The following is a 12,582-nucleotide window of genomic DNA, read 5'->3' as shown; positions in this document are numbered from 1 at the left end:
GCGGGCTGCGCGGTGGGGGCGGCTATCCGTCCTTCAGCAGACCAATGGTGGCGATCACGTCCCGCACCTTGAAGGGCTTGATCAGCACCGGCCGCACCTGCAAGGCCTTCATCTTCACGGCGGTGGACGCATCCACCTGCGTGGTGGTGACCGCCACCGGCACATCGGCGCTGACAGCCAGGGCGTCGTTACGCACCTGCTCCAGCAGGGCGATGGCCTCCTGCTCTTGCTCGTCCAGCGAGACGATCACGCCCGCATAGCTCTCATGGCTCAGCCGCTGCTGGGCCATGCGTAAGCTGTTCACCTGCCGCACCACGGGTAGGTTCAGCTGGCGGGCCGTGGCCACGATGATGCTGCCGGTCAGCGAACTGGGTTCGATCAGCAGGATGTCCTGGGGGCTGCGGTCGTTCATGGGGCAGCGTCTCCGTGCTCGCAGCGCACCAGTTCTTCCACTGCCAGATCGCGCAGCGATCCCAGGATGGCCAGGTCGATGTCGTCCAGGGTGCGCGGTTTGCTATCGATCAGGCACAGCGTGCCCACGTTCTGCCCACCCGGCAGCTTGAGCGGGGCGCCGGCATAGAACTGGATGTGGGGCTCGCCCGTCACCAGCGGGTTGTCGATAAAGCGCTCGTCCTGGTTCACATCGGACACCACCATGATGTCGTCCTGCAGGATGGCGTGGCCGCAGAACGAGATGCCCCGCGAGGTCTCGCACTGGTCCATGCCCACGCGGGACTTGAACCACTGGCGGTCGTCGTCGATGAGCGAAAGCAGTGCCGTGGGCACGTCGAACTCCTGCGCGGCAAAGGCCGTCAGGCGGTCAAACCGCTCCTCGGGGGGCGTGTCCAGAATCAGCAGCTGGCGCAGGGCCTGCAGGCGGTCGGGCTCGTTGGCGGGGCGGGGTGGTTCTTGCATGGTGGCGACCCGGCGGGTGGTGTGGCAAAGGGCTTGATTATCGGCGGGTGCTGGGTCGAGTGCATCGCGCGGCATCACGCAGGACGGGCCCCTCAGTGGCTGCGCGCACTGCCCTGTGATGGCGTGCCGCCACGCCCGAACTGGTGCCAGGCCCGGCGCAACTGCGTGTCAGAGCTGAACCCCGCCATCAGCGCCGCCTGCGTCACGTTCTGGCCCGAGCGCAGCGCGGCCTCGGCCGTGGCCAGGCGGATGCGGCGCAGGTACTGCAGCGGGGCGATGCCCGCATGCTCCAGAAAAAGTCGTGTGAGGTGGCGTGACGAGGTGTGCGCCACCTCGGCCATCTGCGGCACGCTCCAGTCGGCCTGGGGTTGTTGTCCCACGGCGTCCTGCACGCGGTGCAGGGCCGGGTGCAGGTGGTTGCGGTGGTGCAGAAAGGGCGAAAACTCCGGGTCGTTGGGACCCCGGCGCAGCGCCACCACCATGGCCTGTGCCACCTGGGCTGCCAGCGCCGGGCCGCAAGTGTCGGAGACGCGGTGCAGCAGCAGGTCGATGCCCGTGGTCACGCCAGCGCTGCTGTACACCGCGCCGTCGGCCACAAACACGCGGTTGGCCACCACGTCGCAGCGCGGGTCCACGGCGGCCAGTTCATGAAGGTGCTGGTGGTGCGTGGTGGCGCGGCGCCCCGTCAGCAGGCCGGCGTGGGCGGCCAGCACCGAGCCCGCGCACACGGTGATCAGCTCCAGCTGCCCTGCCACAGGGCGCAGCCCGCGCAGCCAGTGCAGCAGTGCGCGGGCCTCGTCACCGTCCACTACGATGTGTTGCCCGGCCAGGCCCACCAGCACCACCCACGCGGGGCGTGGCAGGGTGGCGGGCAGTGGCTCCAGCTGGGTCAGCACGGCGCCGACCGACGAGACAGACTCGGGCGTGGGGCTCACAAAGTGCTGCACAAACCGCTCAGGCTGGCCTTGCTTGGCCAAGGTCTGGTTGGCAATGCGCAGCGCCTCGGCGGGGCCGGCCCAGTCCAGCACCAGGCTGCCCGGCGGCAGGGCGAAATATACGTGGATGGGAGAGGGGGCCGGGTTCTGCATTGATGGCGTTGAGTGGCTAAAAGCGTGTCATGGCTGAGGGTTCCAGGGCGTGTCCATCTGGCGGGCCGTGCGCTCGGACAGCGCCGCGCCCAGCAGGCGGGTGACCAGGTGCAGGCTCATGTCGATGCCCGCGCTGATGCCTGCGGACGTGACCAGCGCGCCCCGGTCCACCCAGCGCAGATTCTCCAACACGTCGAGCGCGGGGTACTGCGTGCGCAGGTCGGCAATGTCCTCCCAGTGCGTGGTGGCCGGGCCTTCGGTCAGCACCCCGGCTGCCGCGAGGATGAAGGCCCCCGTGCACACCGAGGCCGTGATCTGCGCGGCCCCAGCCGCCTGCGCCACCCAGGCGCGGGTGGCGGGGCAGGCCGCTGCGGCGTCGACCACGCCGCCGGGCACGATGACCACATCGGGTGCGGCGGCGCTGGCAAAGTCTGCATCGGGCAACACACGCAGGCCCGCACGGGCGCGCACCGGGGCCATGCTGCGGGCTACGCACTGCACCACAAAGGGTGCGGCGGCCTCCGGGTGCTGTCGCTGGTGCACGCGGCTGGCGGTGGTGAAGACCTCGTAGGGCCCGCCCAGGTCCAGGGCCTCCACGTCATCGAACACCAGGATGGTGACCTGTAGTGGCTGCGTGCTCATGCGGCCGCCCGGTCCAGCGCCTGCTGCACGGTGCACAGCGTGGCAAAGCGGCCCTGCAGCACGGTGGCGGTGCGGGTCTTGATGTCGGCCGCTGCCAGCACCTGGCCGTCGGGCTGCACCATGTCCCAGGTCAGGGTGGCGTCGATCACGTAGTCCACGTCCCAGCCCAGGTCGGATGCGTGGCGGGTGGTGGTTTCGCAGCACTGTTCGGTGCGGATGCCGCTGATGATCAGGCGCTGAATGCCATGGCGCGTGAGCCACACATCCAGCCCCGTGCCCACCAGCGCGCTGTGGCGCGACTTGGTGAAGGTGGCCGCCGCCTCGAAAGGCGCCAGGCCATCGAGCGCACGCACCTGGCCGGAGGCCTGCGAGAACGGGTTCTCGGCCACTTCGGGGCCGTCGCTGTGGAACACGCGCAGCACCGGGATGCCCTGGGCGACGCAACCGTCGATCAGCGCGTTCTGCGCTTGCAGGTAGGCGGGCAGGTGGCGTTCGGTGAAGAAGGGGCGGTGGCGGAAGGATTCCTGGACATCAATCACTATCAGACAGGTTTTCATGGAAGACTCGCGGAGGCAGTGGTTGGGATGCGCTTATCTTCCGTGCGCAGCGAGCCGACGTCCGAACCGCCGAGGACAGGATTCGATCAATTTCAGTCATCAGTATTCTGCTGGCGAAGTGGCCTGGCTGGCGCCGCTTGCCGGGTGGGGTGGCCTGGGTTGCCGCTGGAGGGTGGTTTGAAGAAAAAGCAGCCTCAAGCGCCAGTGAATCATGCCCTGATAGCTATAAAAAAAGTAGCAATTCGCCAGGCATGGCAAGAAGCTGTTAAGGTGACTAGGGTTTTCCCTGTGTTTTGAACATCGCCCGCACGCCCTCCTGCCTATGCCCCGCCGCTCCCGCCTGTTTTCCCTGTCGTCCCTGGCACGGGCCTACCAGCGCAATCTCAAGGCCTTTGCCCGTGCGGCAGGGGCGGCCAGCAAGCCCGTGCGGGCCAAGGCGGTGTCAAAGCTGCGCGCTGCACCGCGCAAAAGTGCGGTGGCCCCAGTGCCGTCCACCGGCCGTACGCCGCGCGCAGCCACCAAGCCGGTGCCGCTGCGGGGCGAGTGGATCTCTGGCGTGGCCCCGGGCCCGGCAGGGGCGCGGCGGTTCCATGCCTACGTGCCCAGCGGGCTGGCCCTGCGCCCGGGCGAAAAGCTGCCGCTGCTGGTCATGCTGCATGGGTGCCGCCAGACGGGAAGTGACCTGGCCGCCATCTCGCGCATGAACCGCATTGCAACGCGCAAGCGCTTTCTGGTGCTCTACCCGGAGCAAGAGCGCATGGCCAACCCCCAGGGCTGCTGGAACTGGTTCGAGCGCCGCAGCGGCAAGGCCGACGCCGAGGCGGCCACGGTACTCGCCGCCGTGGACCAAGTGGCGCGGCGGCACCCTGTAGACCTCTCACGTGTGGCCGTGGCGGGCCTGTCGGCGGGTGCCAGCATGGCTGCGCTGCTCGCGGCGCTGTACCCCACGCGGTTCTGCGCCGTGGCCATGCATTCGGGGGTGGCACCGGGTACGGCCGAATCGGCCGCCAACGCCTTGGCCGCCATGCGCGGCACCCGTGATGCGCAATTGCCTGATGCATGGCCCGCGCTGCCAGCCGCCATGACCGACACAGGGTTGCCCGCAGCCCCCCAGGGATTGCGCCTGCCGCCCCTGCTGGTGCTGCATGGCGATGCCGACCGCGTGGTGTCCGTGCGCAACGCCACGGCCACAGCACTGCTCTGGGCCCAGGCGTCGGGCGCCCGTGCCACGGCAGAGCGCACCGTGGCGCGCGGGCAGCGGTATCCGATGCGGGCGGTGGACTTCAAGCTGCGCGGCCAGTTGGCCGTGTCGTTGCGCGAAATTGCCGGGCTGGACCACGCCTGGAGCGGCGGGGCTTCCCGTTGGCCTTACAGCGATCCGGCGGGACCGGATGCATCCGCCCTGATCTGGGCTTTTGTGGCAAGGCAGTTCAAGAAAATTTGAAGAAAAATGGCCGCTAGCGCTTATGCATCAAGCGCTGGTAGCTATCATTTTTGATGGCTGGCGTGTACGAAGGCCGCTCAGGTCAGTCGCAGCGGTGCCGTGCCGGTCGAGCGTGCAGCTGGGGCCTGGTGGGATTCGTCCAGATGGAAAGTCGCCACCACCTGCGTCAGCTCTTGCGCGTGCTGCTGCAAGGCTGCGGCAGCCGCTGCGGCTTCTTCCACCAGCGCGGCGTTCTGCTGCGTGCCCTGGTCCATCTGCGCCACGGCCTGGTTGATCTGCTCGATGCCGTCGGTCTGTTCGCGGCTGGCCTGGCTGATTTCTTCGATCACGGACGACACCTGCAGCACGCTGTTCACCACCGCCTGCATGGTGGTGCCGGCTTCCTGAGCCAGTTGCGTGCCGGCCTTGACCTGTTCAGCGGAATTTCCGATCAGGGCCTTGATTTCTTTGGCCGCTTCGGAGGAGCGCTGGGCCAGGCTGCGCACTTCGGTCGCCACCACCGCAAAGCCCCGGCCTTGTTCACCGGCGCGGGCCGCTTCCACCGCCGCATTCAGCGCGAGGATGTTGGTCTGAAAGGCAATGCCTTCAATCACGCCTGTGATGTCTGCGACCTTGCGTGACGACGCTTCAATCGAGTCCATGGTCTGCACGACCTTTTCCACCACAGCGCCCCCCTGGCGCGCCACGTCGGAGGCAGACTTCGCCAGCATGCTGGCCTGGCGTGCGTTGTCGGCGTTCTGTTTGACGTTGGAGGTCATTTCCTCCATCGACGCAGCCGTTTGCTCCAGCGCACTGGCTTGGGATTCGGTGCGGCCCGACAGGTTGCTGTTGCCCGCCGCGATCTGTTGCGAGGCGCTGGCGATGTGCTCGGTGCCGCTGCGTACCCGCTGCACGATGCGGTGCAGGCTGTCGCGCATGGCCTGTATGTCCAGCATCAGGCTGGACTCGTCACCGGGCCGGGTCTTCACCGCCACGGCCAGGTCACCCTGGGCAATGCTGCGCGCGACGAGGCGCGCATAGTCGGGTTCGCCACCCAACTGCCGCAGCAGGTTGCGTGAGATCAGGGTGCCCACCACCAGCACCGCTGCACCCAGCGCCAGTGCCACGGCACCAAAGCCCATGGCGCGTTTCCAGATGGCGGCGTTCACGGTGTCGATGTAGACGCCTGAACCAATCACCCAGCCCCAGGGCTCAAAGCCTTTGACGTAGGAGGTCTTCTCCACCGGAATATCACTGCCAGCCTTGGGCCACATGTAGGGCACAAAACCGGCGCCTTGCGTCTTCACGATGCGCACAAATTCCATGAACAGCGCCAGGCCGTTGGGGTCTTTGTTCGCAGAGAGGTCCTGCCCGTTCAGCTCAGGCCTGACGGGGTGCATCACCATGCGGGGATGCATGTCGTTGATCCAGATGTATTCATTGCCGCTGTAGCGCAGCGCTTGCATGGCCGCTGCTGCGCGCTGGCGGGCTTCTTCGTCGGGCATGGCGCCCTTGGTGCTCAGCGTGTGGAAATGCACGGCAATGCCATGAGCCACCTCGACCACCTGGCGCACACCGGTTTGTCGCTCTTCAAGGATCAGCTTGCGTTCGGAAACCAGGAACCAGGCCGTCATCACCACCATGCCTAAAAGGGCGAACAGCACTAGAAGGGCGAGTTTTCTTGCAATGGTCATGGCGCGCTCCTAAAGTGAAAGGAGAGGTGCAAATTTGCAAATTTTTTACAAAAAGTTGCAAATTGTGCTGGTTTGCGCTGATTTTAGTCTTTGGGTTTGCAATGTGCGGAGATTGAACCCGTTCTTCAGGTTTTATCCCGACAGAGCTGCGCAAGCGCGAGAACACCTACAGGCGCGGGTCGCGCTTCAGAGGTGGCGACCCAGGGTCACACCAGTCGCGCGGCGACCAGTTCCTTTTTGAGGTAAGCGTAAAACAGTGGCGCGGCCACCAGTCCCGCCGGGCCAAAGACGGCCTCGGCCACGAACATCACGCTCAGCAGTTCCCACACACCCATCTGCGTGCGCTGGCCCACCACCTTGGCGTTGATGACGTATTCGGCCTTGTGGATCAGGATGAGAAAGCCCAGGCAGGCCGCAGCCGCCAGGGGCGACACCGACAAGCCCACAATGGTCATCACCACATTGCACAGCAGGTTGCCCACGATGGGTATCAGGCCCGCCACAAAGGTCAGGGTGATGAGCACCGGCGTGTAGGGCAGGGCCATGTCCCACATCGGCAAAATGAACAGCAGAAACAGGGCCGTGAGCAAGGTGTTGAAGGCAGCAATCCAGAACTGTGCCGCCACGATCTGACGGAATGCTTCGCCAAACAGGGTGACGCGCTGGGCCAATTGCTGGGCCAAAGGCCCCAGGCCTGCCTTGGTAGTGCGCACGGCGGCCAGTGAGCCAATCAGCAGGCCCACATAAGCAAACAGCACACTGCCCAGCCATGCACGCCCTGCCATGGCCAGTGCGCCTGCCTTGGCGCCCAGGTAATGGGCGATGATGCGCTGGATTTCGGCCGCCCCCTCGGGCAGGTGGGAGGCCATGTCGGCCGGTAGCTTCAGGCGCAGCTCCAGCACCGTGCGGGCCATGTAGGTGAGCAGTTCGCGGTATTGCTGGGGTGCATCGACCAGGTAGCCGCGTGAATGCGTCAGCCCCGCGGCCAACAATGCCAGAGGCATCAGCATGACCACGGCAGCAGCCAATACCTGGGCTGCCCGCGGCGCGGCAGGGGGCGCGTGGTTCACACCGGGTAGCCTGCGCATGCCTGCAGCGAACCACCCAGTGAGGGCACGGGTGAGCAAAAAGCCCAGGCATACGCACAGCAGCCCTGGCAACAGCCCGCGCCACATCACCAGCAGCAGGGTGCCTCCCATCAGCAGGTAGCTCGCCAGCACCACACCCGAGCTCGCAGCCCAGAAAGGCTGTTTGGAGGGGGTGTAGCTGGTGAGCGCCGCCGGGGGCGGCTCTTGGGAGAGGGCTGGGGGCTGGTGCTGCGCCATGCGCGTGGTGCTGGAGCAGTGCGGGGTTAGGCGACGACCACTGCGGCACCCTCGCCGCGCTGCGCAATCGTGCCAATGGTGTACACCTGCTCGCCAGCGGCGCGCAGCGTGGCGGCCGTGGCTTCGGCGTTGGCGGCGTCTACCACCACCACCATGCCGATGCCGTTGTTGAACGTGCGGTTCATCTCGATGTCGTCAATGCCTGCGGTCTTTTGCAGCCAGGCAAACAGCTCAGTCTGGGGCCAGCTGCCCTTCTTCAGGTGAGCGGCAGTGCCTTCGGGCAGCACGCGGGGAATGTTTTCCAGCAGGCCGCCGCCGGTGATATGGGCCAGTGCCTTGATGGGGTGGGCGGCCAGCGCGGCCAGCACGTTCTTCACGTACAGGCGGGTGGGCTCCATGATGGCTTGCTTGAAGGGCTTGCCGTCCAGCGTGGCGGGCACGGTGCCCGCGGCTTCGGCACGTTCAATGCACTTGCGCACCAGGCTGAAGCCGTTGGAATGCACGCCGTGGCTGGCCAGTCCCAGCACCACATCGCCAGGGGCGACGTTCTGGCCAGTCAGGATCTTGGACTTTTCGACTGCGCCCACGGCAAAGCCGGCCAGGTCGTATTCACCTGCGGGGTACATGCCGGGCATTTCAGCGGTTTCACCGCCAATCAGCGCGCAACCCGACAGTTCGCAGCCTTTGGCAATGCCGCCCACCACGGCGGCGGCGGTGTCCACGTCCAGCTTGCCGCAGGCAAAGTAGTCGAGGAAGAACAGGGGCTCGGCGCCTTGCACCAGCACATCGTTCACGCTCATGGCCACCAGGTCGATGCCCACGGTGTCGTGCATGTTCCATTCAAACGCCAGCTTGAGCTTGGTACCCACGCCGTCGGTGCCGCTGACCAGCACGGGTTCCTTGTAGCGCTTGGGCACTTCAAACAGGGCGCCAAAGCCGCCAATGCCTGCCAGCACGCCTTCGCGCATGGTTTTCTTGGCCAGGGGCTTGATGCGCTCGACGAGTGCGTCGCCAGCGTCGATGTCAACGCCAGCGTCTTTGTAGGACAGGGGGGTAGGGGTAGCGGCAGAGTTGCTCATGGCAGGGTAAGCACGGACCAGCGTGCACAGCAGACTAAAATTTGCGCAGATTTTACGGGGTGCGCGCCGCCTGCCCGGCGGCTCTCCCTTCACACCGTCCTGTTTTCTCTCTGGAGCCCATGCTGTTCTTCGCCTTTTCTCCTTGCTCCAGCGTGTTCGCCAGCAGGCAGTTGCCATGAAGCAACTGGCGCTGGATATCGGCCTGGCCACGGGGCCGACACTGTCAAGCTTCTATGCGGGCCCCAATGAAGCCGCCCTGCAACACCTGCGCTTGTGGGCTGGTGAAGGCAGCAGCCAGAACACCCGCTCGCCCGTGCCCACCTACCTGTGGGGCGAGGCCGGCAGTGGCAAAACGCATTTGCTCAAGGCGGTGTGCGAGGCCCTGCACGAGCAAGGCGCGAGCGTCGGCTGGATGGATGCCTCGGTTGCCAACCCCCCTGACTTTGACGAGCGCTGGGCGGCTGTGGTGATGGACGAAGTGCATCTTTACAACACGGCCCAGCAGGCCAGCGCGTTCAACTGGTTCGTGAACGCCATCAACCCCGCTACCGGCGGCCAGCGCTGGGTGCTGGCTGCGGGCGATTTGCCGCCTGCCGACCTGCCGCTGCGCGATGATTTGCGCAGCCGCATGGGCTGGGGGCATGTGTTCCAGCTGCAATTGCTGGATGAAACCGCGCGCCGTGCCGTGCTGCGCCAGGAAGCAGACGCCCGGGGCGTGTTTTTGGGCGATGAGGTCATGGACTTCATGCTCAAGCGCTTTTCGCGCGACCTGGGCAGTCTGATGCAGTTGCTGGACCAGCTCGATGCCTTTGCCTTGCGCACCCAGCGTGCCATCACCATTCCGTTGCTGAAGGCGATGCTTGAATCGGAATGAAAAGGCTGAGGCCTGTGGATTGCTGTGGATCCACCCAAGCCCGCCCACGCTCAATGCACTTAAAGAATCAATGACGGATACCCAGACCCCTCGCCTTCGGTTGGCCTTGTTCGACCTGGACCACACCCTGCTGCCGCTCGACTCCGACTACGAGTGGGGTGAGTTCACCATTCGCCTCGGCTGGAATGACCCCGTGGAGTTTGCCCGCCGCAACGACGAGTTCTATGCCCATTACCAGGCGGGCACGCTCGACGTGCACGACTACGTACGCTTCGCCACCGAGGCGGTTCGTCTGCGGGGGCCTGAGGCCGCGGCGGCAGCCCATGCGCAGTTCATGCGCGAGGTGATTGCCCCCGCCATCCGTCCTCAGGCGCTGGATTTGATCCGCCAGCACCAGGCGGCGGGGGAGCAGGTGCTTATCGTCACGGCAACCAACGAATTCGTCACCCGCCCCATCGCCAAAGCGCTGGGCGTGGGGGAATTGCTGGCCGTGCAATTGGCGCGCGATGCGCAAGGCTGGTACACCGGTGAAATTGACGGCATACCGACCATGCGCCAGGGTAAGGTGCTGCGCATGGAACAATGGCTGGCCGACCGCCAGTTGGGCTGGGGCGACGTGGAAAGCACGTTCTACAGCGATTCCATGAACGACGTGCCTTTGTTGGAAAAAGTCGATCATCCTGTGGCCACCAACCCCGATCCCCGGCTGCGCGCCCTGGCGCAAGAGCGCGGCTGGCGCATACTGGACCTTTTCGCGGACGATGCCAGCGCCGCCACTGCGGGCGCGTAAGCTCCCGCCCCCTGAACTGCGCCCCGTGCCAGTCACACTGTTTACTGCATACCCATGATCAAGAAGTTCATCGACAAACTGCTGGGCAAATCGACGCCCGGAACCTCTGGCGGCAAGCCGCACTTCGGCAAGCGCGAAGAGGTTCCTGCCTCGGTGCACGGCATCAACCCCGAGCTGGTGGACCGGCGCGCGGCCGATGTGGTGCACACGCTCAAGGATGCGGGCTACGAGGCCTACATCGTGGGTGGTGCCGTGCGCGACCTGCTGCTGGGTCTGCGCCCCAAGGACTTTGACGTGGCTACCAACGCCACGCCTGAGCAGGTGAAGGCGCTGTTTCGCCGTGCGTTCATCATCGGCAAGCGCTTTCGCATCGTGCACGTGGTGCATGGCCGGGGCCGCGAGCATGAAGTGATCGAGGTTTCCACCTTCCGCGCCTACCTCGACAATTCGGCCGCAGGGCAGGTGAGTGGCAACGAAAAGACCAGCAAGGCTCAGCTGTCGGGCATGCAGCATGCGGTGGATGCCAGCGGCCGCGTGCTGCGCGACAACGTGTGGGGCCCGCAAGACGAAGACGCCACCCGCCGTGACTTCACCGTGAACGCCATGTACTACGACCCGGAAACCCAGGTGGTGGTGGACTATCACAAGGGCATCCAGGACGCGAAGAAGAAAACCCTGCGCATGATTGGCGACCCCGCCACGCGCTACCGCGAAGACCCGGTGCGCATCATCCGCGCCGTGCGTTTCGCCGCCAAGCTCAGCCCCCTGGGTTTCACCATCGACGCCAAGACGGCCGCGCCGCTGGTGCAGTCGCAGGCGCTGCTGGCCGATGTGCCGCAAAGCCGCATGTTTGACGAAATGCTCAAGCTGCTGCAAACCGGCCACGCCATTGCCACCATCGAACAACTGCGCAAGCTGGGCATGGCCAAGGGCATTTACCCCCTGTTGGACGTGGCTGTGGAGCGGGCCGACACGCCGTTTGTGAAGGCTGCCCTGATGGACACCGACCGCCGCGTGCAAGAAGGCAAGCCCGTGGCGCCCAGCTTCTTGCTGGCCTGCGTGCTGTGGGAAGACGTGCGCAAGGGCTGGGACGAGCGCCTGAACCGCCGCGAGCATGCGCTGCCTGCCTTGCAGGATGCGATTGACGAGGTGTTTGACCGCCGCATTGGCGATGTGTCGGGCCGCGGCAAGCTGGCCGCCGACATGCGCGAGATCTGGGTCATGCAGCCCCGCTTTGAAAAGCGCGTGGGCAACACGCCGTTTGGCATGGTCATGCAGCCCCGTTTCCGCGCAGGCTTTGACTTCATGCGTCTGCGTGCCGACGTTGGAGAGGTGGAGGAAGCCCTGGCCGAGTGGTGGCAAGACTTCCAGACGGCCGACGACGAGCGCCGCGAGGACCTGATGGACCAGGCCCGGGAAGAGCAGCGGGCGCGCCAGAAGGCGCAGCAACAGGCCCAGCCCGTGGTGCGCCGTGTGCCCAAGAAGGCGGCCCCCGCAGCCGCCGCGCCATCGACCGAGGCAGGGTTGCCCACCGCAGATGGCGCGCCTGATGACGCTGCTGCCCCCAAAAAGCGCCGCCGCCGTCGCCGCAAGCCAGGTGGCGCGGCAGGAGACGCCGGGCCAGCATCGTCCGCCGAATGATTGCGGAGCAGGGCGCGGCCGCGCCTGTTGATGTGTGGGTGGGCCTTGGGGCCAACCTGGGCGAACGTGAAGAGGCCCTGCGCAGTGCCTTGCAGCGCATGGCTGAATGGCCTGGCACCCGTTTGATCGCAGTGTCTGCCCTGTACTCCAGCGCCCCCGTAGACGCGGGTGGCCCCGATTACCTGAATGCCGTGGCGCACTTGCAGACCGCGCTGGCGCCTCTGGATGTACTGCAGCGCCTGCAGGCCATAGAACAGGATGCTGGCCGCGAGCGGCCTTACCGCAATGCTCCGCGCACGCTGGACTTGGACGTGCTGCTGTACGGCAGTGAAGTGCTGTCTACCCCTACGCTCACGGTGCCGCACCCTCGCATGAACGAACGCGCATTTGTGCTGCTGCCGCTGGCAGAGCTGGCGCCTGGCTTGGTGAGCGAAGCTGCGCTGGAGGCCGTGGCAGACCAGCGCATTGCCCGTTTACCCCAGGCGTGGGTTGCAGGTTTGCTATAAAAATATGAGCTGCTGGCGCTTTGCATATAAGCGCTAGAGCCCAATTTT

General features: G+C 65.7%; 13 protein-coding genes. 5 read left to right on the top strand and 8 right to left on the bottom strand.

Going from position 1 to position 12,582, the window contains the following annotated elements; genetic code table 11:
• Positions 1-22: 22 nt before the first annotated feature.
• The 5 genes from PQV96_RS13335 to PQV96_RS13315 form a co-directional block, all read right to left on the bottom strand.
• Positions 23-412: a DNA-binding transcriptional response regulator gene (locus tag PQV96_RS13335; protein ID WP_207375234.1), complete on the bottom strand. Its 390-nt coding sequence runs from the start codon at positions 410-412 to the stop codon at positions 23-25.
• Complete coding sequence (locus PQV96_RS13330; RefSeq protein WP_066783827.1) at positions 409-915, bottom strand: GAF domain-containing protein; 507 nt, start codon at positions 913-915, stop codon at positions 409-411. Before PQV96_RS13330 ends, PQV96_RS13335 begins: the two co-directional genes overlap by 4 nt.
• Positions 916-1,007: 92 nt before the next feature.
• Entirely contained in the window at positions 1,008-2,003 is a 996-nt protein-coding gene (locus PQV96_RS13325) for a GlxA family transcriptional regulator (protein ID WP_273623175.1), read from the bottom strand.
• A gap of 27 nt (positions 2,004-2,030) precedes the next feature.
• Complete coding sequence (locus tag PQV96_RS13320; RefSeq protein WP_273623174.1) at positions 2,031-2,645, bottom strand: DJ-1/PfpI family protein; 615 nt, start codon at positions 2,643-2,645, stop codon at positions 2,031-2,033.
• Positions 2,642-3,202 carry an isochorismatase family protein gene (locus PQV96_RS13315; RefSeq protein WP_207375231.1) on the bottom strand — a complete coding sequence of 187 codons (561 nt, stop codon included), beginning with the start codon at positions 3,200-3,202 and terminating at the stop codon, positions 2,642-2,644. Before PQV96_RS13315 ends, PQV96_RS13320 begins: the two co-directional genes overlap by 4 nt.
• 322 nt (positions 3,203-3,524) lie before the next feature.
• On the opposite strand from PQV96_RS13315, the gene PQV96_RS13310 reads away from it, so the two are divergent.
• Entirely contained in the window at positions 3,525-4,646 is a 1,122-nt protein-coding gene (locus tag PQV96_RS13310) for an extracellular catalytic domain type 1 short-chain-length polyhydroxyalkanoate depolymerase (protein WP_273623173.1), read from the top strand.
• Between the two features lie 77 nt (positions 4,647-4,723).
• Here the strand turns inward: PQV96_RS13310 and PQV96_RS13305 are convergent, their stop codons facing one another.
• The 3 genes from PQV96_RS13305 to purM all read right to left on the bottom strand — a co-directional run bounded on the left by PQV96_RS13305 (position 4,724) and on the right by purM (position 8,723).
• Complete coding sequence (locus PQV96_RS13305) at positions 4,724-6,319, bottom strand: methyl-accepting chemotaxis protein (RefSeq protein WP_273623172.1); 1,596 nt, start codon at positions 6,317-6,319, stop codon at positions 4,724-4,726.
• Between the two features lie 206 nt (positions 6,320-6,525).
• Positions 6,526-7,644, bottom strand: a complete 1,119-nt coding sequence (locus tag PQV96_RS13300) for an AI-2E family transporter (protein ID WP_273623171.1) — start codon at positions 7,642-7,644, stop codon at positions 6,526-6,528.
• A gap of 26 nt (positions 7,645-7,670) precedes the next feature.
• Positions 7,671-8,723, bottom strand: coding sequence for a phosphoribosylformylglycinamidine cyclo-ligase (purM, locus tag PQV96_RS13295; RefSeq protein WP_044398156.1), 1,053 nt, complete (start codon positions 8,721-8,723; stop codon positions 7,671-7,673).
• 175 nt (positions 8,724-8,898) lie between these two features.
• Here purM and hda point away from each other — a divergent pair, with 175 nt between their 5' ends.
• The 4 genes from hda to folK all read left to right on the top strand — a co-directional run bounded on the left by hda (position 8,899) and on the right by folK (position 12,534).
• Positions 8,899-9,597: a DnaA regulatory inactivator Hda gene (hda, locus tag PQV96_RS13290; RefSeq protein ID WP_066697200.1), complete on the top strand. Its 699-nt coding sequence runs from the start codon at positions 8,899-8,901 to the stop codon at positions 9,595-9,597.
• A 70-nt stretch (positions 9,598-9,667) separates the two neighbouring features.
• Positions 9,668-10,387: a histidinol-phosphatase gene (locus PQV96_RS13285; protein WP_207375554.1), complete on the top strand. Its 720-nt coding sequence runs from the start codon at positions 9,668-9,670 to the stop codon at positions 10,385-10,387.
• A 54-nt stretch (positions 10,388-10,441) separates the two neighbouring features.
• The gene (pcnB, locus tag PQV96_RS13280) at positions 10,442-12,028 is read left to right on the top strand and encodes a polynucleotide adenylyltransferase PcnB (protein ID WP_273623169.1); all 1,587 of its coding nucleotides are present in this window, start codon (positions 10,442-10,444) and stop codon (positions 12,026-12,028) included.
• Positions 12,025-12,534, top strand: a complete 510-nt coding sequence (folK, locus tag PQV96_RS13275) for a 2-amino-4-hydroxy-6-hydroxymethyldihydropteridine diphosphokinase (RefSeq protein ID WP_273623168.1) — start codon at positions 12,025-12,027, stop codon at positions 12,532-12,534. The genes pcnB and folK overlap by 4 nt, the downstream gene beginning before the upstream one ends.
• Positions 12,535-12,582 lie beyond the last annotated feature (48 nt).

Origin of the sequence: Acidovorax temperans (assembly GCF_028596105.1) — a bacterium.
Lineage (GTDB): Bacteria > Pseudomonadota > Gammaproteobacteria > Burkholderiales > Burkholderiaceae_C > Acidovorax > Acidovorax temperans.
This window is presented reverse-complemented; position numbering and strand designations above follow the sequence as displayed.

Bases quoted from the DNA above. Each gene is read 5' to 3' on its own strand.
- PQV96_RS13335 (WP_207375234.1), bottom strand. From the start codon at position 412: ATGAACGACCGCAGCCCCCAGGACATCCTGCTGATCGAACCCAGTTCG.
- PQV96_RS13330 (WP_066783827.1), bottom strand. From the start codon at position 915: ATGCAAGAACCACCCCGCCCCGCCAACGAGCCCGACCGCCTGCAGGCC.
- PQV96_RS13325 (WP_273623175.1), bottom strand. From the start codon at position 2,003: ATGCAGAACCCGGCCCCCTCTCCCATCCACGTATATTTCGCCCTGCCG.
- PQV96_RS13320 (WP_273623174.1), bottom strand. From the start codon at position 2,645: ATGAGCACGCAGCCACTACAGGTCACCATCCTGGTGTTCGATGACGTG.
- PQV96_RS13315 (WP_207375231.1), bottom strand. From the start codon at position 3,202: ATGAAAACCTGTCTGATAGTGATTGATGTCCAGGAATCCTTCCGCCAC.
- PQV96_RS13310 (WP_273623173.1), top strand. From the start codon at position 3,525: ATGCCCCGCCGCTCCCGCCTGTTTTCCCTGTCGTCCCTGGCACGGGCC.
- PQV96_RS13305 (WP_273623172.1), bottom strand. From the start codon at position 6,319: ATGACCATTGCAAGAAAACTCGCCCTTCTAGTGCTGTTCGCCCTTTTA.
- PQV96_RS13300 (WP_273623171.1), bottom strand. From the start codon at position 7,644: ATGGCGCAGCACCAGCCCCCAGCCCTCTCCCAAGAGCCGCCCCCGGCG.
- purM (WP_044398156.1), bottom strand. From the start codon at position 8,723: ATGAGCAACTCTGCCGCTACCCCTACCCCCCTGTCCTACAAAGACGCT.
- hda (WP_066697200.1), top strand. From the start codon at position 8,899: ATGAAGCAACTGGCGCTGGATATCGGCCTGGCCACGGGGCCGACACTG.
- PQV96_RS13285 (WP_207375554.1), top strand. From the start codon at position 9,668: ATGACGGATACCCAGACCCCTCGCCTTCGGTTGGCCTTGTTCGACCTG.
- pcnB (WP_273623169.1), top strand. From the start codon at position 10,442: ATGATCAAGAAGTTCATCGACAAACTGCTGGGCAAATCGACGCCCGGA.
- folK (WP_273623168.1), top strand. From the start codon at position 12,025: ATGATTGCGGAGCAGGGCGCGGCCGCGCCTGTTGATGTGTGGGTGGGC.